Annotated in this window: 22 protein-coding genes; 14 read left to right on the top strand and 8 right to left on the bottom strand. The window is 69.5% G+C overall.

Going from position 1 to position 21,903, the window contains the following annotated elements:
• Window positions 1-11 precede the first annotated feature (11 nt).
• Window positions 12-344 carry a heme-degrading protein HmuQ gene (gene hmuQ / locus AC27L4_RS28670; RefSeq protein WP_487146029.1) on the top strand — a complete coding sequence of 111 codons (333 nt, stop codon included), beginning with the start codon at window positions 12-14 and terminating at the stop codon, window positions 342-344.
• Between the two features lie 235 nt (window positions 345-579).
• Entirely contained in the window at window positions 580-1,230 is a 651-nt protein-coding gene (locus tag AC27L4_RS28675) for a Crp/Fnr family transcriptional regulator (protein WP_487146030.1), read from the top strand.
• Between the two features lie 24 nt (window positions 1,231-1,254).
• Here AC27L4_RS28675 and AC27L4_RS28680 read toward each other — a convergent pair whose 3' ends face one another.
• Window positions 1,255-2,142 (bottom strand): DMT family transporter, encoded by an 888-nt coding sequence (locus AC27L4_RS28680; protein WP_487146031.1) that lies wholly within the window; start codon window positions 2,140-2,142, stop codon window positions 1,255-1,257.
• A gap of 325 nt (window positions 2,143-2,467) precedes the next feature.
• Window positions 2,468-3,127, bottom strand: a complete 660-nt coding sequence (locus tag AC27L4_RS28685) for a GntR family transcriptional regulator (protein ID WP_487146032.1) — start codon at window positions 3,125-3,127, stop codon at window positions 2,468-2,470.
• 241 nt (window positions 3,128-3,368) lie between these two features.
• Between AC27L4_RS28685 and AC27L4_RS28690 the strand changes: the two genes are divergently transcribed.
• The 10 genes from AC27L4_RS28690 (at window position 3,369) to AC27L4_RS28735 (ending at window position 11,967) form a co-directional block, all read left to right on the top strand.
• Window positions 3,369-4,193: an FAD binding domain-containing protein gene (locus AC27L4_RS28690; protein WP_487146033.1), complete on the top strand. Its 825-nt coding sequence runs from the start codon at window positions 3,369-3,371 to the stop codon at window positions 4,191-4,193.
• Window positions 4,190-4,681 carry a (2Fe-2S)-binding protein gene (locus AC27L4_RS28695; protein WP_487146034.1) on the top strand — a complete coding sequence of 164 codons (492 nt, stop codon included), beginning with the start codon at window positions 4,190-4,192 and terminating at the stop codon, window positions 4,679-4,681. Before AC27L4_RS28690 ends, AC27L4_RS28695 begins: the two co-directional genes overlap by 4 nt.
• Before the next feature lie 7 nt (window positions 4,682-4,688).
• Window positions 4,689-6,059, top strand: coding sequence for a xanthine dehydrogenase family protein molybdopterin-binding subunit (locus AC27L4_RS28700; protein WP_487146035.1), 1,371 nt, complete (start codon window positions 4,689-4,691; stop codon window positions 6,057-6,059).
• Entirely contained in the window at window positions 6,059-7,066 is a 1,008-nt protein-coding gene (locus AC27L4_RS28705; RefSeq protein ID WP_487146036.1) for a xanthine dehydrogenase family protein molybdopterin-binding subunit, read from the top strand. The genes AC27L4_RS28700 and AC27L4_RS28705 overlap by 1 nt, the downstream gene beginning before the upstream one ends.
• Window positions 7,067-7,106: 40 nt before the next feature.
• Window positions 7,107-7,415, top strand: coding sequence for an EthD family reductase (locus AC27L4_RS28710; protein ID WP_487146037.1), 309 nt, complete (start codon window positions 7,107-7,109; stop codon window positions 7,413-7,415).
• Window positions 7,416-8,321 (top strand): AAA family ATPase, encoded by a 906-nt coding sequence (locus AC27L4_RS28715; RefSeq protein WP_487146038.1) that lies wholly within the window; start codon window positions 7,416-7,418, stop codon window positions 8,319-8,321.
• 40 nt (window positions 8,322-8,361) lie between these two features.
• Complete coding sequence (locus AC27L4_RS28720; protein ID WP_487146039.1) at window positions 8,362-9,504, top strand: vWA domain-containing protein; 1,143 nt, start codon at window positions 8,362-8,364, stop codon at window positions 9,502-9,504.
• Window positions 9,505-9,513: 9 nt separating this feature from the next.
• Window positions 9,514-10,398 (top strand): amidohydrolase family protein, encoded by an 885-nt coding sequence (locus AC27L4_RS28725; protein ID WP_487146040.1) that lies wholly within the window; start codon window positions 9,514-9,516, stop codon window positions 10,396-10,398.
• Between the two features lie 113 nt (window positions 10,399-10,511).
• Window positions 10,512-11,714, top strand: a complete 1,203-nt coding sequence (locus AC27L4_RS28730; RefSeq protein WP_487146041.1) for a M24 family metallopeptidase — start codon at window positions 10,512-10,514, stop codon at window positions 11,712-11,714.
• 31 nt (window positions 11,715-11,745) lie between these two features.
• On the top strand, window positions 11,746-11,967 hold the full coding sequence (locus tag AC27L4_RS28735) for a hypothetical protein (RefSeq protein WP_487146042.1): 222 nt from the start codon (window positions 11,746-11,748) through the stop codon (window positions 11,965-11,967).
• A 183-nt stretch (window positions 11,968-12,150) separates the two neighbouring features.
• Here the strand turns inward: AC27L4_RS28735 and AC27L4_RS28740 are convergent, their stop codons facing one another.
• The 3 genes from AC27L4_RS28740 to deoC all read right to left on the bottom strand — a co-directional run bounded on the left by AC27L4_RS28740 (window position 12,151) and on the right by deoC (window position 16,333).
• Window positions 12,151-12,603: a Ros/MucR family transcriptional regulator gene (locus AC27L4_RS28740; protein WP_487146043.1), complete on the bottom strand. Its 453-nt coding sequence runs from the start codon at window positions 12,601-12,603 to the stop codon at window positions 12,151-12,153.
• A 345-nt stretch (window positions 12,604-12,948) separates the two neighbouring features.
• Entirely contained in the window at window positions 12,949-15,348 is a 2,400-nt protein-coding gene (locus AC27L4_RS28745) for an aldehyde dehydrogenase family protein (RefSeq protein WP_487146044.1), read from the bottom strand.
• Window positions 15,349-15,358: 10 nt separating this feature from the next.
• Entirely contained in the window at window positions 15,359-16,333 is a 975-nt protein-coding gene (gene deoC, locus AC27L4_RS28750; RefSeq protein ID WP_487146045.1) for a deoxyribose-phosphate aldolase, read from the bottom strand.
• Window positions 16,334-16,554: 221 nt separating this feature from the next.
• Here deoC and AC27L4_RS28755 point away from each other — a divergent pair, with 221 nt between their 5' ends.
• Together AC27L4_RS28755 and AC27L4_RS28760 are read left to right on the top strand one after the other, a co-directional pair.
• Window positions 16,555-17,304 (top strand): DeoR family transcriptional regulator, encoded by a 750-nt coding sequence (locus AC27L4_RS28755; RefSeq protein WP_487146046.1) that lies wholly within the window; start codon window positions 16,555-16,557, stop codon window positions 17,302-17,304.
• Between the two features lie 211 nt (window positions 17,305-17,515).
• Window positions 17,516-18,448: a hypothetical protein gene (locus AC27L4_RS28760; protein ID WP_487146047.1), complete on the top strand. Its 933-nt coding sequence runs from the start codon at window positions 17,516-17,518 to the stop codon at window positions 18,446-18,448.
• Window positions 18,449-18,525: 77 nt separating this feature from the next.
• Here AC27L4_RS28760 and AC27L4_RS28765 read toward each other — a convergent pair whose 3' ends face one another.
• Genes AC27L4_RS28765 through AC27L4_RS28775 form a run of 3 tightly spaced genes read right to left on the bottom strand, consistent with a single transcriptional unit; the run spans window position 18,526 to window position 21,843 of the window.
• Window positions 18,526-19,614 (bottom strand): amino acid ABC transporter permease, encoded by a 1,089-nt coding sequence (locus AC27L4_RS28765; protein ID WP_487146048.1) that lies wholly within the window; start codon window positions 19,612-19,614, stop codon window positions 18,526-18,528.
• Between the two features lies 1 nt (window position 19,615).
• Window positions 19,616-20,785 (bottom strand): amino acid ABC transporter permease, encoded by a 1,170-nt coding sequence (locus tag AC27L4_RS28770; protein ID WP_487146049.1) that lies wholly within the window; start codon window positions 20,783-20,785, stop codon window positions 19,616-19,618.
• 14 nt (window positions 20,786-20,799) lie between these two features.
• Window positions 20,800-21,843 (bottom strand): amino acid ABC transporter substrate-binding protein, encoded by a 1,044-nt coding sequence (locus AC27L4_RS28775; protein ID WP_487146050.1) that lies wholly within the window; start codon window positions 21,841-21,843, stop codon window positions 20,800-20,802.
• Window positions 21,844-21,903: the final 60 nt, after the last annotated feature.

Below are 21,903 nucleotides of genomic sequence, written 5' to 3' on the forward strand. Positions count from 1 at the left end.
AGTACGATCCCATGTTCATTGCCATGAACCGCTTCAGCGTGAAAAAGGGCTGCGAGGCCGAGTTCGAGACCGTCTGGCGCCAGCGCGAGGTGCATATCGACATCGTTCCCGGCTTCGTCGAGTTCCACCTGCTGCGCGGGCCGGAGCGGGAGGACCATACGCTCTATTCCTCGCACGTGATCTGGCGCAGCAAGGCCGATTTCGAAGCCTGGACCAAGTCCGAAGCCTTCCGCGCCGCCCATCGCGACGCCGGCAAGGGCCCCTCGCTCACTCTCGGCCATCCGGTGTTCGAGGGCTTCGAGGTGATTCAGACCACCGTGCCGCGCGCCGCCGACGCGGCCTGAGCCGCCGGCCGGGCAACCCCGTCCATTCCGAGCGCCCGCGGCAGGAGCCCCTGCCGCGGGCGTTTCCTTGGCGCCCGCCTCCCCGGGGGGGCGCTGCATCGGGAGCGCCGGCGACATCGCGTGCGAAACCGCACATCGCCGGCGGCAACCGTTTTCTAGACACCGCGCATCACCCGCCCCGTTTCCAGGCCGGAGCCGCCCACGCGGCCCCGCCGCCCTTCGTCGGACCTCCACCATGTTTGCCGATTTCCTGCAGCACGGCCTCGTCCATGTCGCCGCGCTGATCGGCGTCACCGCCATGCTGTTCCGCAGCCAGTTGCTGCTGCGCGGCCTGCTCCTCGTCAGCACCGCCCTCTACATCGTCTACTACATGGTGGTGCCGGACGTGCCGATGTGGGCTCCGATCTTCTGGAGCACGGTGACCATCGGCATCAACGGCTGGATGATGGGACGGATCGTGCTCGACAAGACGCAGTTCCGCAGCACGCCCGACGAACAGCGCCTGCACGCCTCGCTCGGCAGCACGCTCTCGCCCGGCGACTTTCGCCGGCTGACCGCGATCGCCACCTGGAAGACCGCCGAAACACCGCACATCCTCACCCGGGAGGGCGCACCGCTCAAGGCCCTCTACTACGTCCTCGAAGGCGACGTCCGGATCACGAAGGCGGGCAAGTCGCAGCCGATCCCCCCCGGCACCTTCATCGGCGAGGTCGCCTTCCTGCGCGGCACGCCGGCCTCGGCGACCGCCACGATCGAGCCGGGCGCGCGCTATGTCGAATGGTCGACCGACAGCCTCTCACGCCTGCTGCAGCGCAACCCGGCGCTGCGCGTCGCGATCGGCACGCTCCTCAGCGAGGACATGGCGGAGAAAGTCGCCAAGGCCTGAACCGAATCCCGCCGGGCCGCGGCGTCACGTCTGCCGCATGCGGGTGCCGCGGCCGGCGACCACGTGCTCGCGCCAGACGGTGAAGATGCCGGCGGCAATGACGATCGCCGCGCCGACGAGCATGTTCCAGGTCAGCGTCTCGCCGAACACCGTGACGCCGATCAGCGAGGCGTAGACGAGGCTGAGATAGGTCAGCGGCTGCACGGCCGAGGCATCGAGGAGATCATAGGCGCGGATGAGGAAGAAATGGCTGGCGATGCTCGTCATGCAGATGAGCGCCATCCAGCCCCAATCCGGCACGGACATCGATGTCCAGTAGAACGGGCCGATCAGGGACAAAGCCAGCGCGCCGCCGATCCCGGTGTAGAAGAAGCTGGTCACGGAGGAATCGTCGCGGCTGACGAAGCGCGTCGCGATGACATAGAGGGCGAACATCAGCGATCCCCCGACCGCGATCAGCAGCCTGAGGTCGAAGAAGCCGCCTTCGGGCTTGAGGATCAGCAGGACGCCGAGCAGGCCGGCGCCGATCGCGGTCCAGCGGCGCCAGCCCACCCGTTCGCCGAGCAGCGGGATCGACAGCAGCGCCACCAGGATCGGCGTGGCGGAGAAGATCGCCTGCGACCGCGCCAGGCCGATGACGGCGAAGCAGGTGATCGCCACCACCACCTGGACGGAGAGAAGGATCCCTCGGACCATCTGCAGCAGGGGCCGCCTGCTCCGCGCCGCGGCGGCGATGCCGCCGCGCATCTTCAGGGCCATCAGGAGCGTGAAGGCGCCGAAGGCCCAGTAGCGGATCATGGCGATGAACACCGGCGGATAGGCACCGCCCAGATGCTTGGAGACGCCGTCCTGCAGGGAGAAGATGGTGATGGCGAGGAGGGCAAAGCCATAGCCCCGCGTCTTCGCGGTCATGCAGGCCTCGGAGAACGGGAAACGAAGACCCGGCAGCCGAAACGCCCGGTGCGGCGCATGCGGGAGCGGCGGGCCCTGTCGACACAAGAGAGGCCCACGTCCATCGGTCCCGGCGTCCAAGAGGTGCCCTGCCTTACACCGGCTCCCACCCGGCCGGCAACGGTGATTTCGACCATTCCGGCCACGCCCGCCACGGTTGCGGCGCCCCTGTCCTCGGCGGCAGCGACAGGCGCAAGGCCTCGCCGGATCGCTCCACGGCCCTTCGATCGCCGGCCCGCGGATCAAACCCTCTCGTCGTCCCAGCCACGGGAGACGGTCCTGTGCCTCAGCCTTCGGCCGCCTTCCACGGCTGCAGCACGGCGACCTTGGCGGTCACCTCCTCGAAATGCACCTGATGCTCGCGCGCCACGACGGCAGCGCGCTCGCGGTCGCCGCTGCGAATGGCGTCGACGATCGGCTGGTGCGACAACGCCGCATCCATCAGGTCGAGATCGGGATGCAGCAGCGCCAGGGCCGTGCGGGTCTCGATCTGCAGCGAGTTCCACATCGAGGCGAGCAGCTGGTTGCCGCAGGCCTCGACGATCAGCCGATGGAAGGCGACGCTGTGCTGCTTCAGCGCCTCGATATCGCGCCGGGTCGCGGCGTCGGCCATGGCGTCGACCTCGGCCTGCAACGCGGCGACATCCTCGATGCGGCCGACGGCCAGGCGTGTCGCCGCCTCCTCCAGCGCGCCGCGCACGGCGTAGGCCTCGCTGACCCGCGCGCCGAAATCACCGACCACCGCCCCCTTGTGCGGCTGGGAGGTGACCAGCCCGATCGCCTCGATCTCGCGGATCGCCTCGCGCACGGGAGCCTGCGACACGCCGAATTCGCGCGCGAGCTTCAGCTCGATCAGCCGGGTTCCCGGCGGATAGGTACCATCGACGATGCGACGCAGCAGGGCATCCTTGATCTGCTCGCGGAACGTGACACGGACGACACTCATCGGGCCCACGTCTCTTCGCCTGGCTGCATGATCGTTCCTGGCGCCTTCCGATTCAAGTTGGATATGAATGGCTTATGGCCAAACACGCGGCGTTTCCACAACCCGTTCCCTGCCGGCAGGGCCCCTTCTCCACATTTGTCCGGTCGAAACCGGCTCCAAAATGCACGATTGACACATCCGGCAAATTATCGATAATCGGTAATCAGAAAGAAGTCCAACAGGACTCGTTTGGAGGGAACCGATGCTGGAGGCTGTGGCGCGTCCGCAGTCCGCCAGGCTTGCGCTGCCGGCACTGAAAGGCCGGCAAAGCGCGATCCTCGCGGGAGGGACGCTGATCCTGCCGGCGGTCAATGCCGGCACAAGCAATCTGAAGACACTCGTCAGTCTCGACAGATCGGGACTCGCCGCCATCCGGATCGGCAATGGCACCGCGACGCTGGGCGCCATGGTGCGGCTGGCGGCGATCGCCCGCGAATCCGCGCTGGCGGCACTGCATCCGACGATCGCGGCCATCGGTCACCCCACCCTGCGCAACTCGGCCACCGTGGGCGGCAACCTGTTCGCCCCTTCCCCCTACGGCGACCTTGCCGTGGCGCTGCTGGCGCTCGACGCCGGCGTCGCCCTCGAAGGCGAGGCCGGGCGCCGCAGCCAAAAGCTCGAGACCTGGTTCGGCTCCCGGCATGGCGGCGAGATCGTCACGCAATTGCGCTTCGCCCTGCCGGCGCCGGGCGCCTTCCGCTTCCACAAGGCAATGCGGCGTGCCCACAATTCCGCGGCCATCGTCACCATCGCCGCCCTGCTCGACATGGACGGCGACAAAGTGAGGCACGCCCGCATCGCCCTCGGCGGCGTCGGCGCGACGCCGCTACGCTCGCAGGCCGCCGAAGCAGCGCTCGCCGGCCAGGTCCTCGGCGCCGAGACGGCACTGGCCGCCGGCGAGGCGGCGCGTGCCGACATCGCCCCCGCCGACGATGCCTATGCCAGCGCCTGGTACAGGCGGCAGGTGCTGCCGGTGCATATGCGCCGCGCCCTGCTCGGTCCCTCTTCGAACGGGAGCGAGGCATGAAGTCCCAGCCCATTTCCTTCACCGTCAACGGCCGGCTCGAGGAATGCCTGGTGCGGCCAGGCACGACGCTGCTGCGCGCCCTGCGCGACACGCTGGAGCTCTACGGCGCCAAGGCCGGCTGCGAGGGCGGCAATTGCGGCGCCTGCACCGTGCATGTCGACGGCGTTCCGGTGCTGGCCTGCTGCACGGCGGCGGAGCTGGTCGACGGCGCTGCGATCACCACCATCGAAGGGCTCGCCGACGGCGACCGTCTCCATCCGATCCAGGCCGCCTTCTACGAGGGCTTCGCCACCCAGTGCGGCTTCTGCAGCTCCGGGATGATCATGGCGGCGAAGGGCCTCCTGGACCGGACCGCCGCGCCCTCGCGCGAGGAGGTGATGGAAGCCATCAGCGGCAATGTCTGCCGCTGTACCGGCTACGAGGCGATCGTCGACGCCGTGCTCGACGCCGCCGCGCGCCTGCGCGCCCTTCCCGCCAAGGCAGCGTGAGGGCAGCATGGAACATATCGACAAGAGTTTCTTCCGGGCCGAGCGCGACGACGACGTCGCCGTGGTCGGCACCTCCCTGCAGCGCGTCGACAGCCGCGCCCATGTGCAGGGCAAGACCGCCTATTACGAAGACCGGCGTTTCCCCGGCATGCTGCACCTCAAGATGGTGCGCAGCCCGCATCATCATGCCGAGATCACCGGCATCGACGCGTCGCCGGCGCTCAAGGTCCCGGGCGTGGTGCGCGTGCTCACCCACAAGGACGTGCCGGCCAACTGGTACACGATCCTGCGGCTGATCGGCGTCGGCCCGAACGACGAGCCGGTGCTGGCGGAAGACCGCGTGCTCTACAAAGGCGAGCAGATCGCGGCCGTGCTGGCCGACAGCCCGCAGGCCGCGGCCGAGGGAGCCGCCAGAGTCAAGGTCTCCTACCGGCAGCTGCCGGCCGTGTTCGATGTGGAGGAGGCCTTGCGGCCGGGCGCGCCGGTCATCAAGCCGCATGGCGCCAACCACTTCGTCTACGAGGACCATCACTGCCGGCGCATCCGCTTCGGCGACGTGGAGGCGGCCTTCGCCCGCGCCGACTTCATCCTGGAGGAGCGCTACGGCTCGGCGCCGATCGAGCACGCGCCGACCGAGACCACCGGCTGCATCGTGGTGCCGGAGGGCAATGGCCGCCTGACCATCCATTCCGACACCCAGGCCTGCTACTTCACGCTCGACAATGCCGCGCTGATCCTCGACGTGCCGTTCAACAAGCTGCGCGTCATCGGCGGCACGGTGGGCGGCGGCTTCGGCGGCAAGGTCGACGTCATCGTCGAGCCGATCGCGGCGATCGGGGCGAGGCTCACCGGGCGGCCGGTCAAATATGCCTATACCCGCGAGGAGGAGATGCAGGTCTCCTCGCCCCGCGCAGCCGAACGCATCGTCATCAAGGACGGCGTCGCCGCCGACGGGCGCATCATCGCCCGCAAGGTCACGCTTTATGTCGACGCCGGCGCCTATTCGCGTCACAGCCCCTACGGCACCACCAAGGCGGCGGCGCACATGCCCGGGCCTTATTCGATCCCGAACGTCTGGGTCGACGCCCATTGTGTCTACACCAACCGGACGCCGTCCTCGGCCATGCGCGGCTTCGGCGTCACCATCGGCGACTTCGCGCTGGAGAGCCAGATGGACAAGATCGCCCGGCGGCTCGGCATGCATCCCCTGGAGCTGCGCATGCTCAACGCCTATCGCGACGGCGACATGAAGGCCCACCGGAAGACCGTGGAGGGCGCGGCGCTGGTCGAGGTGATGCAGGCGGCCGCCAGGGCGGCGGGCGTGACGCTGGGCGAGCGCTTCCTCGCCATGTCCTCGCTCAACCGGGAGGGGCTGTGATGGCGATCCGCAAGGGACGCGGCTTCGCCGCGGTCAACTATCCCACCGGCATGAATCTCGGCGGCGACCCGTCGCAGGCGCTGATCCATGCGACCACCACCGGCTCCTTCGTCATCACGCTGTCCAGCGTCGATCTCGGCCAGGGGCTGAAGAGCGTCATCGGGCAGATCGCCGCCGAGACGCTGGGCGTGCCCTACGAGGCGGTGATGGTCGACACCGCCGACACCGACACCGGACCGCATTGCATGGGCACCTTCGCCAGCCGCGGCACCCATCGCATCGGCAATGCCGTGATCGCGGCGGCCCGCGAGGCCCGGCAGGTGATGATGGAGGTGGCGGCGCTGGAGCTGGAGGTCGACGCCGAGGATCTCGACGCCGACCACAAGGGCGGCATCCACGTGAAGGGGGCGCCGCAGAAGGCGATCAACCTGGTGGACCTCGCCCTGGCGGCGCACTTCAAGCACGGCCGCACCATTTCCGGACGCGGCATGTGGATGAAGGAGCGCAGCTACCCCGATCCGGAGACCGGCAAGATGGATCCGGACTCCTGCCAGGCCCATGCCTGCACCATCGCCGACGTCGAGGTCGACGACGAGACCGGCGAGGTGCGGGTGGTGTCGCTGATCAACGCCTACGAGGTCGGCCGGGCTCTCAATCCGGCCATGGTGCACCAGCAGATCACCGGCGGGGCCTGGATGGGCGTCAGCCACGCGCTCTATGAGACGACGGAGCCCTATTACCCCGACCGCAAGTGCGGGCCTGTGGACTTCCAGGACTATCTGATGCCCGGCCCCGCCGACACGCCGGCCATGACCAGCGTCATCATCGAGCGGCCGGCCAGGAACGGTCCCTACGGCGCCAAGGGCATCGGCGAGATGACGGCCAATTCGCCGATCCCGGCCATCGCCAACGCCATCTTCGACGCCTGCGGCGTGCGCGTCGACGAGATGCCGATCACCCCGGAGCGGGTGCTGCGGGCCATCCTAGCCAGGCGGCAGGCGGCGTGACGCCTCGCCCGCATCCCCAATTCACGACAGGAGCCTTCCCATGCTGAAAGTCATCTCCCTGCTCAAGCGCAAGGACGACACCTCGCCCGAGGCCTTCGCCGACTGGCTGCTCAACCACCACGCGCCGCTGGCCCGCAACATCCCGGGCCTGCGCCGCTACACCGTCAACATCCTGGCCCCCGGCGCCGACCGTTCCGGCGCCGACGCGGTCAACGAGATGTGGTACGACAGCGACGAGGCCCGCCTCGCCGGCATGGCCAGCCCCGAGGGCAAGGCGGCCGGCGCCGATGCGGCGGCCAACTGCGCCTCGCGCTTCCACGTCCTCACCGTCGAGCACCCGCAGTTCTGAATGTCCGGTCCCGACGACACCGGCCTCCTTCGGACGGCGGCGCCGCGTCCCGCCTCGGTGCCGGATTGCGCCGACGGGCTGACGGCGGCCGGCTACCTCGCCGACGAAGGCATCGCCACAGCCGCGCATCTCGCCCTCGCCCTCGACAAGCCGCTGCTGGTCGAGGGCGCGCCCGGGGTCGGCAAGACGGCGATCGCCCATGCGCTGGCGGCCATGCTCGGCCGCCGGCTGATCCGCCTGCAATGCTACGAGGGCATCGACGCGTCCCAGGCGATCTACGAATGGAACCACGCCCGCCAGCTCCTGGCGATCCGCGCGCATCAGGCCGGACCGCTGGAGGCGCTCTACGGCGACGATTACCTGATCGAGCGGCCGCTGCTGGCCGCCCTGCGGGCGGGGGAACGCTGCGTCCTGCTGATCGACGAGATCGACCGCGCGGACGACGCCTTCGAGGCTTTCCTGCTGGAATTCCTGGGCGAAGGCCAGATCACCATTCCCGAGCGCGGCACGCTGAAGGCCGCCTCCCCGCCGCTGGCGATCCTGACCTCGAACCGCACGCGCGAACTGCACGACGCCCTGAAGCGGCGCTGCCTCTATCACTGGATCGACTACCCCTCCCCCGAACGCGAGGCGGCGATCATCCGACTGCACAATCCGTCCCTGCCCGAGCGCGCCGTCGAGAGCCTCGTGGCAGCCGTGAGCGGGATGCGCCGCATGCCGCTGGTCAAGAAGCCGGGCGTCAGCGAGAGCATCGACTGGTCGCGGGCGGCCGGCGTGCTCGCCGCGGGCGGCGCGGCATGGCCGGACGCCCTGCGGCGCTCGCTCGGGCTCCTGGTGAAGGACCAGGACGACTTCGACCTGATGCTGCAGGAGGCGACGCGCATCCTGCAAGAGGCCGGCGTATGACGGCGCAGCAGCCCCGTTCGCATCGGCGCGCGGGCCGGCCATGACGGTGCGTCCGGCCGGCCTGGTCGAAGACCTGCCGCTGCGGCTGCGCCGCGCCGGGCTCGCGGTGACGGCGGAGATGACGCGCGATTTCCTGCAGGCGCTGGCGGTATCGCGGTTCGACACGCCGGCCGGTCTCTACTGGATCGCCCGCACGGTGTTCCTGAAGCAGGTGGACGCCTTGCCCCGCTTCGACCACGCCTTCCGCGACTGGCTGCACGGCCTGACGCCGCCGGACTTCGAACGGCCGGCGGACGAGGCGGCCGAGGACGAGCTGCGGCTCGACCAGCGCGGCTCCGAACAGTCGGCGATCCGCCTTCATGCCGGCGACGGCGGCGGACGCGAGGCGGCGGACGCCGACGGCGTCGGCGGCAAGCGCGTCGAAGCGACGCCGTCCTCCCTGCGCGAGCGAGCCCGGGCGGTGGCCGAGGCGAGCCGCGCCGCCATGCCCCGGCGACAGTCGCGCCGGCGCGAGCCCGCCCGCCGCGGCCCCATCGACCTGGCCCGGACCCTGCGCGGCGACCGCGCCCTCGCCGGCGAATTCAAGCCGCCGGTGCGCCGCGACCGGCCGAACACGCCGCGCCGGCTGCTGATGCTGATCGACGTGTCCGGCTCGATGACGTCGGTGTCGCTCGATGCTCTGCGCGTGGCCCATGCGATGATGCGCGTCCTGCCGGCGACCGAGGTGTTCTGCTTCGGCACGCGCCTGACGCGGGTGACCGGCCGGCTGCGGCGCGTCGGGCTCGACCCCGCGATGGAGCGTCTCGCCGCCGACCTCCGCGACTGGGACGGCGGCACCCGCATCGGCGACAGCCTCGCGGCTTTCCTCGAGCGGTCGCAGCATGCGGCGCTGGTGCGCGGCGCGGTCGCCGTCATCGTCTCCGACGGCTTCGAGCGCGGCGATCCGGCGGCGATGGCCCGGGCCACCGCCCGGCTGTCCCGACTGGCGCATCGCCTGATCTGGGCGAGCCCGATGCTGGCCGATCCGCGCTATCGACCGCGGACGCGGGCGATGCAGGCGGTGCTGCCGATGATCGACCGGCTGGCGGATGCCTCCTCCATCGAGGCCTGGACCTGTTTCCCGGCGGCGCTCGCGGCGGCGGAGGCGGGTCCGCGCGGCGCAGCCGTCCGGCAATTGCCATAGGAGCTTGAGATGACCGGCATCATCGACGCCCACCACCACATCTGGCGCCAGGCGGACCTGCCTTGGCTCGGCGGCCCGATGCTGCCGCGCATCTTCGGGCCCTACGAGCCGATCCGCCGCGACTATCCGGCCGAGGAATACCGCGCCGACGTTGCGCCGCACGGTGTCGTCGGCAGCGTCTATGTCCAGGCGAACTGGGCTCCGGCCCAAGGTCTGGACGAGGCGCGCTGGGTGCAGGCCGAGCATGAGCGTACCGGATGGCCGACGGCGCAGGTCGCCTATGCCGATCTCGCCAGCCCGACCGTCGCCGCCGAACTGCGGGCTCTGGCCGCGATCCCTTCCGTGCGTGGCATCCGCCAGCAATTGCACTGGCACGAGAAGGAGCTCTACCGCTTCGCGGCGCGACCGGATCTGATGAATGATCCGGGCTGGCGCCGCGGCTTCGCGCATCTCGCCGAGCACGGCCTGCTGTTCGAGCTGCAGATCTTCACCTCGCAATTCGCCGACGGCGCGCGGCTCGCCGCAGCCTTTCCCGACACGCCCTTCGTGCTGATGCATTGCGGCATGCCGGAGGATCCGAGCGAGCCGGGCATGGCGGCCTGGCGCGACGGGCTGAAGCGCCTCGCGGGGCAGCCCAACATGCATGTGAAGCTGTCCGGCCTCGGCACTTTCATCCGCCGCAACGATCCGGCGCACGTCGCCCGCATCGTGCGCGAGACCGTCGCAGCCTTCGGACCGGAGCGCTGCGTCTACGGCAGCAATTTCCCGATCGAAAAGCTATGGTGCGACTATGGTGCGCTGATCGGCGCCTACCAGAACGCCGTGGCGCCCTATCCGGCAGCCGAGCGCGAGGCGCTGCTGGCCGGCAATGCAAGGCGGCTCTACCGGCTGTGAGGCGCGGATGGGGCGGGAGACCGAAATGGCCTTCCGTTCCGCCGCCCGCCGTGCACACTGCGCGGCGCCGACGACAAAGCCGGCGTGAAGCCGGACATGGAGGGGAGAACGTCATGGAGCGCGCAGGCACGGGCACGGAGCAGGCCGGCGGGGCGGGCCTGCCCTTCGACGCGGCCAGGCTGGACAGCCTGATGGACGAGGCGGGCCTCGATGCACTGGTCCTGACCTCGAAGCACAACATCCAGTATCTCTTGGGCGGCTACCGCTTCTTCTTCTTCGAGGCCATGGATGCGCTCGGCCTCAGCCGCTACCTGCCTGTCCTGGTCTACGCCAAGGGCCGTCCTGCCGACGCCGCCTACATCGCCAACACGATGGAGGCCTATGAGCGCGACCTCGGCAAGTTCTGGACGCCGACCGTGCTGACCAAGTGCTGGGGCACGCTCGACGCAGCCGATCTCGCCGCCAATCACCTGGCCGCTCTCGGGCTCGGCGACAAGCGCATCGGCGTCGAGCTGGGCTTCCTTCCGGCCGATGCCTTCGCACGACTGCAGGAGAAGCTGCCCGGTGCCACCTTCCGGGAGGCGATCTTCCCGCTGGAGCGGCTGCGGGCCGTGAAGACGGCCGGCGAGCTGGAGATGCTGCGCCTCGCCTCGGAGAAGGTGGTCGAATCCATGCAGGCCGTGATCGCCGGCCATCGGCCGGGCGCCACCAAGCGCCAGCTGGTCGAAGCGCTGAAGCGCGAGGAGGTCGCGCGCGGGCTCGCCTTCGACTACTGCCTGATCACCGCCGGCGCCAGCCACAACCGGGCACCGTCCGACCAGATCTGGGGCGAGGGCGAGATATTGTCGATCGATTCCGGCGGCAACTATCACGGCTATATCGGCGACCTCTGCCGGATGGCCATCCATGGCGAGCCGGACGCCGAGCTGGCCGACCTGCTCGGCGAGATCGACGCCCTCCAGATGGTGGCGCGCCAGCCGATCCGGGCCGGCGCGCGCGGCGGCGACATCTTCACGCCGGCCCTCGCCCTGCTGGAGCGCTCGCGGCACAAGGCCTACACCCATTTCACGGCTCACGGCATGGGCATCGTCTCCCACGAGGCGCCGCGGCTGACCGGCACCGGCTTCGTGCCCTACCCGGGCTATGACGAGGATCGTCCGCTCGAGGCGGGCATGGTGATCTCGATCGAGACGACCATGCTCCACCCGAGCCGGGGCTACATCAAGCTGGAGGACACCGTCGCCGTCACCGATGTCGGCTGGGTCGGCTTCGGCGACGCGGCCCGCGGCTGGAACCGGGGCGGGACGGCGGCGTGAGCCGCTCCCTGCCGATGATGCCCGGGGCACGGTGAACCCGGACGGCGACGCGCCGGCCGACTATCCCATCGGTGCCGACACCGTCTGGATCGGCTCGGACTCCCGCGGCCACGTCGCCGCCTTCGTCACCGCGGGCGAAGGCCCGATTCCCGTGACGGTGGAGAACAGGATGGCCAGCCTGTGCTTCGAACCGCTACGCCATGTCGAAGCGAGCGCCCACCTGCGCTGCCTCTCTCCGGAAGGCTACGCCTGAACAGAGGGCCAGGCAAAGGCCCCGGTATTGCAAGCCGTTAGAGCCGGAGCACGAAGCCGCGGCTCAGCCGGCCCCCGTCCCTGCGGCTGGACGCGCGTCCGGTCCGGCCCAGCGGCCGGGAGAAGCACGGCACCGCGCGCCTCGTCTCGACTCCGCCATGCCGCGTTTCGGATAAGGTCGAACTCAGGCCTCGACGGCTTTCTTCCGGCCGCCGCGCCGGGGAGCAGGAGCCGGCGGGGGCGGCGGGGCTACGGTCTTGCGCTTGTTGCCGAGGCCGGTCGACTTGGCGAGGGCGGAGCGTTGCGCGGCATAATTGGGAGCGACGATCGGATAATCTGCTTCCAGGCCCCATTTCTTGCGGTACTCGGCCGGCGTCATCTGGTGCGCGGTCTTCAGATGCCGGCGTAGCGACTTGAAGGTCTTGCCGTCTTCCAGGCAGACGATGTGATCCGGCGTGATCGACTTCTTGATCGCGATCGCCGGCTTCAACGGCTCCGGCTCCGGCTCATGCGCGGCACCGGACGATGATTTCAGCAATGCGGCATGGACGCTGGCGATGAAAGCCGGCAGATCGCCCAGAGCCATCGAGTTGTTCCTGACGTAAGCCGAGACGATGTCGGCCGTCAAAGCAATCATGGTGTCTGCTTCGAGCCCGTTTTCCATGACCCCGCTCCTTCGACATGAACGATACAACTATCGCATAAGACGTGTCCGTCGTTTGTGCAAGCAGAACCATGCGGCTGAGCGTGGCCGCCGATACGGCACGCCGGCGCAGAGCATCCATACGGGAAGTTCGCCGGCGCGCTCGTCGGGTCTTTTGTCGCTCAGTACCTCGGCGGTCTTGCAAGAACCGCCGATATTGGCGGCAATCCGGTCAGAATGGGGCGGCGACCTGCGGATCTGCGATGAGATCGCAATATCCACAAGATTTCCGGACGCCGCCAGCGGGCGGAATCCGGAAATCCCGATGCGGTGCAGGCACTATTCGCCGTAGGGCACCCAGATGTTCTTCACCTGGGTGGCGCGGGCGAGGTAACCGCGGCCCTGCCCCTGCGTCTCCGAAAGCCAGTCGCGGGCATGGCCATGGTCGACCCAGGTCGCCTTGACATTGCCAGCCGCGGCGGCCTCGACCATGGCGCTGCCGGCCTGGCTGCCGGCATACCAGAGCGCCGCAACCTCGTCGTGCTCGGCCAGGGTCCTGGCCAGCACATCGCGCTCGCCGGTGACGATGTTGACCACGCCGGCCGGCACGTCGCTGGTGTCGAGGACCTGGTAGAAATCGGTCGCGGCCAGCGGGTGGCGCTGCGAGGGCACAGCGACGACACGGTTGCCCATGGCGATGGCCGGCAGCACCAGCGAGACGAAGCCGAGCAGCGGCGCCTCGTCCGGGCAGACCACGCCCATCACGCCCCAGGGCTCATTCATGGCCAGCGTGACATGGCGCGAGCGCGTCGCATGCACCTGCCCGTCATATTTGTCGGCCCAAGCCGCATACCAGAAGGTCCGCCGCACGGCGGCCTCGACCTCCCGCTCCGCCGCCTGCTGCGGCTTGCCGGCCATGGCGGCCAGGCGCGCCTGGAACTCGGCGGCACGGGCGGACAGGTTCTCGGCGAGATAGTAGAGCACCTGGGCGCGATTGTGCGCCGTCGCCACTCCCCAGGCGCCGGCCTTGGCCGCCGCCTCGACGGCGTTGCGGATGTCCTTGCGGTTGCCGAGGCCGGCCTGGCCGATCGACCGGCCCTTGGCGTCGAGCACGGAATAGCTGTAGCCGGAATCGGGCCGGGCCTGCTTGCCGCCGATATAGAGCTTGGCCGTGCGGTCGATCTCCGGTGCCGCATGGACGGCGACGCCGGCCGGCAATGCCGAGAGGGGCGCGGCAACAGCCCGTTCCGGCGCGGCGGCAAGGCTCGCTTCCCAGGCCGGCACGCGATACTCCTGCAGGCCCTCGCGCCCGCCCTCGCGGCCGAAGCCGCTCTCCTTGTAGCCGCCGAAGCCGGCGCCGGCATCGAAGAGGTTGGTCGAGTTGATCCAGACGACCCCCGCCTTGACGCGGGCGGCGATGTCCAGCGCCAGGTTGATGTTCTCCGACCAGATCGAGGCGGCGAGCCCGTAGCGGGTGTTGTTGGCGAGCTGGACGGCCTCCTCGGGCGTGCGGAAGGTCATCGACACGGCGACCGGTCCGAAAATCTCGACCTCGGCCACGGTGGAGGCCGGCTCGACGTCAACGAACAGGCTCGGCGGGAAGTAGCAGCCCGCCTTCGGCAGCGCGCCGGGCGCCTGCCAGAGCGTGCCGCCCTCGCGCTCGCCCTGGGCGACAAGGGTGCGGATGCGCTCCAATTGCACCGGCGCGACGATCGCTCCCATATCCGTCGACTTGTCGAGCGGATCGCCGACGCGCAGCGTCTGCATGCGCCGCTTCAGCCGCGCGTGGAAAGCCGGCGCGATGCCTTCCTGCACGAGGAGGCGCGAGCCGGCGCAGCACACCTGGCCCTGGTTGAACCAGATGGCGTCGACCACGCCTTCCACCGCCGCGTCGAGGTCGGCGTCCTCGAAGACGATGAAGGGCGACTTGCCGCCGAGCTCCAGCGACAGCTTCTTGCCGGTGCCGGCGGTGGCGACGCGGATGCGCCGGCCGACCTCGGTCGACCCGGTGAAGGCGATCTTGTCGACGCCGGGATGGGCCACCAGGGCGGCCCCGGTGTCGCCGTCGCCGGTGACGATGTTGACCACGCCCTTCGGCAGCCCCGCCTCCTGGCAGATCTCGGCGAAGGCGAGCGCGGTCAGCGGCGTGAACTCGGCCGGCTTGAGCACCACCGTATTGCCGGCGGCCAGGGCCGGGGCGATCTTCCAGGCCAGCATCAGCAGGGGGAAGTTCCAGGGAATGATCTGGCCGCAGACGCCCAGCGGCCTGGTATCGGGCAGCTCGCTCTCGACCAGCTCGGCCCAGCCGGCGTGATGGTAGAAATGCCGGGCGACCAGCGGGATGTCGATGTCGCGGCTCTCGCGGATCGGCTTGCCGTTGTCCATGCTCTCCAGCACGGAGAGGAAGCGCTCGCGCTTCTGGATGTGCCTGGCGAGGGCATAGAGATGACGGGCGCGGGCATGGCCCGGCAGCGCCGACCAGCCCTTGAAGGCGGCGCGCGCGGCCTTGACCGCCCTGTCGACGTCGTCGGCCGTTCCCGCGGCGACGCGGGCGAGCGGCTCGGCGCGCGCGGGATCGCTCACCTCGAAGCTGCCGCCGCCGTCGGACGGCAGAAACTCGCCGCCGATGAAATGCCGGAAGCCCTCGGCGTGCTGGCCGAGCCAGGCCCGGATATGATCGTTCGCCTCGGGTGAAGGACCGTATTCCATCGTCCGCAGGATATCCCTGATCTTGGCCATGGCGTCCCTCTCAAGCCAGCGCGTGGTGGGCCGACGAGGCGTAGCGCCCCGTGGCGAAATGTTCGAGCTGCCGCTCGATGTCGCCGAGCATGGAGCTGGCGCCGATACGGAACAGGTCAGGCTCCAGCCAGGGCGCGCCGAGCTCCTCCTTCATCAGGACGAGCCAGTTGATCGCATCCTTGGCGGTCTTGAGGCCGCCGGCCGGCTTGAAGCCGATGCGCATGCCGGTGCGCTCGCCATAGTCGCGCAGGGCGCGGATCATGGTCAGGCTGACCGGCAGCGTGGCGTTGACCTCCTCCTTGCCGGTCGAGGTCTTGATGAAGTCGGCTCCCGCCATCATCGCCACCATGCTGGCCTTGTAGACGTTGCGCAGGGTGCGCAGGTCGCCGGTGCCGAGGATGGCCTTCAGATGCGCCGAACCGCAGGCCTCGCGCATCGCCGCGACCTCGTCGTAAAGCGCCTGCCATTCGCCGAGCAGGACATGGGAGCGGGTGATGACGATGTCGATCTCCTGCGCGCCCTCGTCCACGGCGTAGCGGATCTCGGCGAGCCGCTGGGGCAGCGGCGTCAGGCCGGCGGGAAAGCCGGTGGCGACAGAGGCGACGGGGATGCCGGACCCGGCAAGCGCCCGGACGGCGGCGCCGACCATGGTCGGATAGACACAGACCGCCCCGACCGTCGGCGGCGCGTCGGCGAGGCCGAGTGCCTCGACGACATCGGCACGGATCGGCCGGCGCGCCTTCATCGCCAAGCGATGGACCCGTCCGGGCGTGTCGTCGCCGGCCAGCGTCGTCAGGTCGATGCAGGTGATCGCCTTCACCAGCCAGGCGGCCTGATACTCCTTCTTGACCGAGCGGCGGGCCGTCAGGCTCGCCGTCCGCCGCTCCGCCGCGCTGGAATTGACCTGGCTGCCCTCGAACCAGTCGGGATGCAGCGGCGAGCCGGGATTGCGCACCATGTTGGCGGCGGGGGACATTTCGACCATTCCAGGATCCTTTCGAAGGGCGGCGGCCCTGCCGGAGCCGCGGGATCGATCGCCGGCCGCCGTCACGGCGAGGGATGACGGCTCGACCTCGGATTGTCAATATCATAACATTTTTTCGTTGCAAAATTCGCAATCTTGACGCCTCGTTCGAAACACGCAACCTAGCGCCGGGTCGCCCAAGGCACGGGCCGGCCGCTTCGGATCGACGCCGACCGCGCCCCATGACAGGCAGAAGACCGATGCACCGCGAGGAAAGGCTGACGACGCTGTCGGCCGCATTGACCAGGCAAGGCGTGCTGCGGCTGCGCGAGGCGGCGGAACTCCTCGACGTCTCGGAAATGACGGTGCGGCGCGACATCGCCCGCAGCGGTGACCGCTTCGCCTATCTCGGCGGCCATATCCTGCATGCCAGCGATGCGGCTGGCGGATCGGTCTATCGGCTGGAACAGGAGATGGACAGCCATGCTGCGGCCAAGTCGGCGGCCTGCGCCAACGCCGTCAGGCTGATCCAGGCCGACGACACCATCTTCATCGACTGCGGCACGACGCTGGTGCACCTGGCCGAGATGATCCCGGTGCATCTGCCGATCACCGCCCTGTGCTATTCCCTCAACGTCGCCAATATCCTCGCCCGCAAGAGCAATGTGCGCATGGTGCTGCTCGGCGGCCTGTTCAGCCCGGCCTCGGCCACCTTCACCGGCGAGGAGGGCCTGGGCATCCTCGACCGGGTCGGCATCAACAAGGCCTTCTTCTCGGCAGGCGGCATCGACCCGGCGCGGGGGGTCAGCTGCTCCAACTTCAACGAGGTCGCGGTCAAGAAGAAGGTGATCGCCCGGGCGGTCGAAAGCCACCTCGTCGTCGATTCCAGCAAGTTCGGCAAGGTGAAGCCCGCCTATTTCGCCGAGATCGGCTCCTTCGCCTCGATCATCACCGAGAAGGACACGGCCGCCGCGATCGCCAATGTCGGCTGATGCCGGCCGGCGAATCGCCTCACATCGATTCGCCCCGCATCACAACGATGTTTGTGATTTTTCTCACATTCCTTGCATCCACACCGATCCCCTGTCGCCTTGACATGGACCACGCCCGTCACCCGCACCGCCGTCGCGGCCGGCGCCGTCTGCCCGGGCTACCGTCCATGGCGGCGGTCGCCCAGGATCGGCCGACCGACAGGAGCATCGCATGTATACGACGCATCAAGCCTCCCTCGATCCCGACGACTTCCATGCCCGCATCTATCGTGCCGAGATCTTCCGTTTCGCCGGCATGCCCTCCGTCGCCGCCCTGATCGCCTTCACGCGGGACTTTCTGGCCGAAGCCTGCCATCCGCACAGCCCGCCAGAGGTCCACCGGCATCATGACCACGCCGGCCAGATCGCGCTCTTTGCCCGTTGCGAGAAGGATTTCAGCCGGTCCGAAGAGGTCAAGCGCCTGTGGCAGGCCGTGTTCGAGGCTGTGGGGCTCGATCCCTCGCGGCTGGCGCGCGACCGGCTGCATCTGCGGTTCCAGCCGCACCAGGACAGGGAGGCCGCGCCGCCGCGGGACCGGTCGACCTCGACGGTCGCCTTCCATCGCGACAGCTGGGGCTCCAACCTCTACGCCCAGACCAATTGGTGGGCGCCGGTCTACCCAATCACCGCCGGCCGGACCTTTGCGATGTACCCTGCCCTGTGGGACCGACCGCTGCGCAACACCAGCGCAGCGTTCGACATGAAGACGGTGCTGGCTCGCGCCCGCGGCGACGGACGCCATGCCCTGAGCGCGGACGAGCTGATCCCGCACCTCGCCGAGGAGGTCGATGCCGCGCTTGCCGTTCCCGTGGTGATCGAGCCGGGATCGATGATTGCCTTCTCCGGCGCGCACGCCCATGCCGGGGTTCCCAACACCACGGGTGTCACGCGGATTTCGCTGGAGACCCGGACACTGTGGATCGACGACCTGCAGGCCGGCCGCGGCGCGCCCAATGTCGACGGCGCCGCGCCATGGATGACACCCGGCCTGTTCCGACGGGTCAGCGACGGCGCGCCCCTCGCCGCGCTCCTCGGCCTTGAGGGAATCGCGCCCTTCGCCGGCCCGACGCCGCTGCAGAACGAGGGCGCCACAGCCCAGGCCTGACGGGAGGCAGCCCGCCGTCATCGCGTCGCGGACGCAGCCTCGCCGGAGTGGCGGGGGGATGCCCGGCAGGCCGGCCCTCACGCTGCCTTGCTTCCGCCCCTTCCCCGCGATGCCGCCAGGTGCCGCTCGAGCCAGAGACTGTAGCGCGAAGCGCCGAAGCTGAGCCCGAAATAGACCAGGGCCACGAAGGCGTAGGCTTCGGCATAGAAGCCGAGCCATTCCGGGTCGACGGCCGCGGTCCGCGCCGTGTTGAGGAAGTCGAACAGGCCGATGACGATCACCAGGGTGGTGTCGAGGAACAGGCCGATGCCGAGGGTGACGAAGGAGGGAATGACGGTGCGCAGTGCCTGCGGCAGCACCACCAGGCGCTGGGCCTGCCACCAGCCCAGGCCGACGGCCCGCGCCGCCTCGAACTGGCCGGCGGGCACCGCCTGCAGACCTGCCCGGACGATCTCGGCCATGTAGGCGGCGATGAACAGGGTGATGGCGACACCGGCGCGCAAGAGCTTGTCGACCGAAGCCCCCGCCGGCAGCATGAGCGGCACCAGCAGGGTCGAGACATAGAGCACGGCGATCAGCGGCACGCCGCGCATCACCTCAATGAAGGCGATCGAGGCAAGGCGCACCAGGCCGAGCCGGGAGCGGCGCCCGAGCGCCAGTGCCACGCCGATCGGGAAGGCGGCGGCGAAGCCGACGACCGCGAGCAGCAGGGTCAGCGGCAGACCGCCCCACGCCTGGGTCGGGACGGGCTGGCCGCCGGCAAGGCCGGCCATCAGGGCCAACGCCCCGGCTATGGCGAGCAGCCAGGCGGCGATCAGCCGGGGACGCCAGAAGCGCGGCAGCGCCGTGACCACGAGCAGGGCGGCCAGGACGATGGTCGCGAGCAGCGCCTGCAGCGGCCTGGGATGGAGGCCGAACAGGATGAAGCGCAGCTTCTCGCCGATGAAGGCCCAGCAGGCCCCGCCCCGCTCCGCGCAATCGCGGGCGGTCCCGCTCCAGGTGGCGTCGAGCACGGCCCAGCGCAGGAGCGGCAGGATCGCAACGACAAAGAGAGCGATGCAGGCGAGTGTGATCAGGGCGTTCGCCGGCGAGCCGAACAGGCCGCTGCGCCAGGCGGCCCAGCGCCGGGATGAGGGAGCCTGCGCCGGCAGGGTGAGGAGGCTCATCTCAGCGCTCTCGCAGCGCATGGCGCGCATCGACCAGGTTCATCGCCCAGGACACGGCGAGGCTGATCGAAAGGTAGACAGCCAACATGATCGCCAGGCTTTCCAGCACCTGACCTGTCTGGTTGGCGGCGGTGTTGGCGATGCTGACCAGGTCGGGATAGCCGATCGCCACCGCCAGGCTCGAATTCTTGGTCAGGCTGAGATAGCTCGACGTCATCAGCGGCACGATGACCCGCAGGGCCTGCGGCAGCACCACAAGGCGCATGGCCTGACCCTTGTGCAGGCCGACGGCGCTCGCGGCCTCCCACTGGCCGCGCGGCACCGCCTCGATGCCGCTGCGCACGATCTCGGCGATGCCGGCGGCGGCGTTGGCCGTCAGTCCGATCAGCAGCGCGGCGAATTCCGGGGTCAGCGACAGCCCGCCGGCAATGTTGAACCCCTTCTGCACGGGGCTCTCGACCAGGGCGCCGTGACCGAGCACGGCGACCGCGGCAGCCAGGGCGGCGGCCGCCAGCATCGACCTCGCACGGCGGCGCTGCGCCGGCCGGTCGCCGAGGCGGCGGCCGAGGAGAACCCAGGCGCCGGCGGCAACCGCGGCAATCCCGGCCGCCGGCCACCAGGCTTCACTTGCGATGCGCACGGCCGGCAGGAAGACGCCGCGGTTGGAAAGCAGGACGCCGGGCAGCGGCTGCAGCGCCTGCCGGGCGGACGGCAGGGCGTGCAGCACGGCGCTCCAGAAGAACAGCTGCAGCAGGAGCGGCGTGTTGCGAAGGGCCTCGACATAGGCTCGCACGGCGCCGGAGAGCAGAGGATTGCTCGACAGGCGGGCGATGCCGAGAGCGACGCCGAGGACGGTGGCGAGCAGGCACCCTGCCGCGGAGACCAGCAGCGTGTTGAGCCCGCCCACCAGGAAGGCGCGGGCGAAACTGCTCTCGGCGGAGTAGGCGATGAGGCTCTCGCCGATCTCGAAATTCGCCGGCCGGGTCAGGAAATCGAAGCCTGGCACGATGCCGACCCGGGCCATGTTCTCGGCGAGGTTGCGCCCGAGCAGGCCGACCCCGGCGAGCGCGGCGACGAACAGGACGATCTGCGTCAGCGGCCGCTCGCCCAGCCAGGCCCGCACGAAGGTGGGGCCGGACGCCGATGCGCCCGGCCGATCGATCGCCGACATGGCGGCCACGCCGCTCAGCGGAAGGGCGGCGAATAGAGCAGGCCGCCCTTCGTCCATGGCTGGTTGTAGCCGCGCTCGAAGCCGGCCGGCGTCGCCTTGCCGATGTTGCGCTCGAAGATCTCGCCATAATTGCCGAGCGTCTTGACGATGTTGTAGGCGAACTTCGGATCAAGGCCGATAGCCTCGCCCAAGGAAGGATCGATGCCGAGGAAACGCTTGACCGCCGGGTCATCGCTGGTCAGGAACGAGTCGATGTTGGCGCTGGTGATGCCGAGTTCCTCGGCCTGGATGGTGGCGTAGACCGTCCAGTTGACGATCTCCAGCCAGCGGTCGTCGCCCCCGGCGACGGCCGGCGCCAGCGGTTCTTTCGACAGCCGTTCCGGCAGCAGGATGTAGTCGTCCGGCTTGGAGAGCTGGGTGCGTTTCAAGGCGAGGTCGGTGGCATCCTGCGTCAACGCATCGACGCGGCCGCTGTCGAGCGCGCGCACGAACTCGCCGGTGTCCTCGATCACCACCGGCTTGAAGCTCTTGCCGTTCTTGCGGAAGAAATCGGCGATGTTGAGCTCGCCCGTGGTGCCGCTCTGAACGCCGATGCTGGCGCCGTCGAGCTCGCTGCCGGCGGTGACGCCGAGCGACTTCTTCACCAGCAGGCCCTGGCCGTCATAGAACACCACCGGCCCGAAATGAAAGCCGAGCTTGAACGCGCGGGTGATGGTCTGCGTCACGCCGGAAAGCAGGATGTCGAACTCGCCGGCCTGAAGCGCCGGCAGGCGCTGCTGCGGCGAGGAGGACGTGAACTCCACCTTCTCCGGATCGTTGAACACGGTGATGGCGAGCGCCCGGCCGAAATCGATGAAGAAGCCCTGCCAGCGGCCATTGCTGTCCGGCGCGAAGAGGCCCGGCAGGGTGCCGACCCCGACCTTGATCACCCCGCGCTCCTTGATCCGGTCCAGCGTCACGCCGGCCTGCGCCACGGACGGCAGCGCCGCCCCCAGGCCGACCAGCACCGCCGCAGTTCCAAGGCCCCGGGTCAGGCCGCGCCGCAACGCCCCCAGCATCGTATCGTCCTTTCCATCGTGACGGCGGCCTCGACGCGACATGCGCCGGGCCCCGGCGAA

The organism is Labrys sp. Lb11 (genome assembly GCF_057554225.1).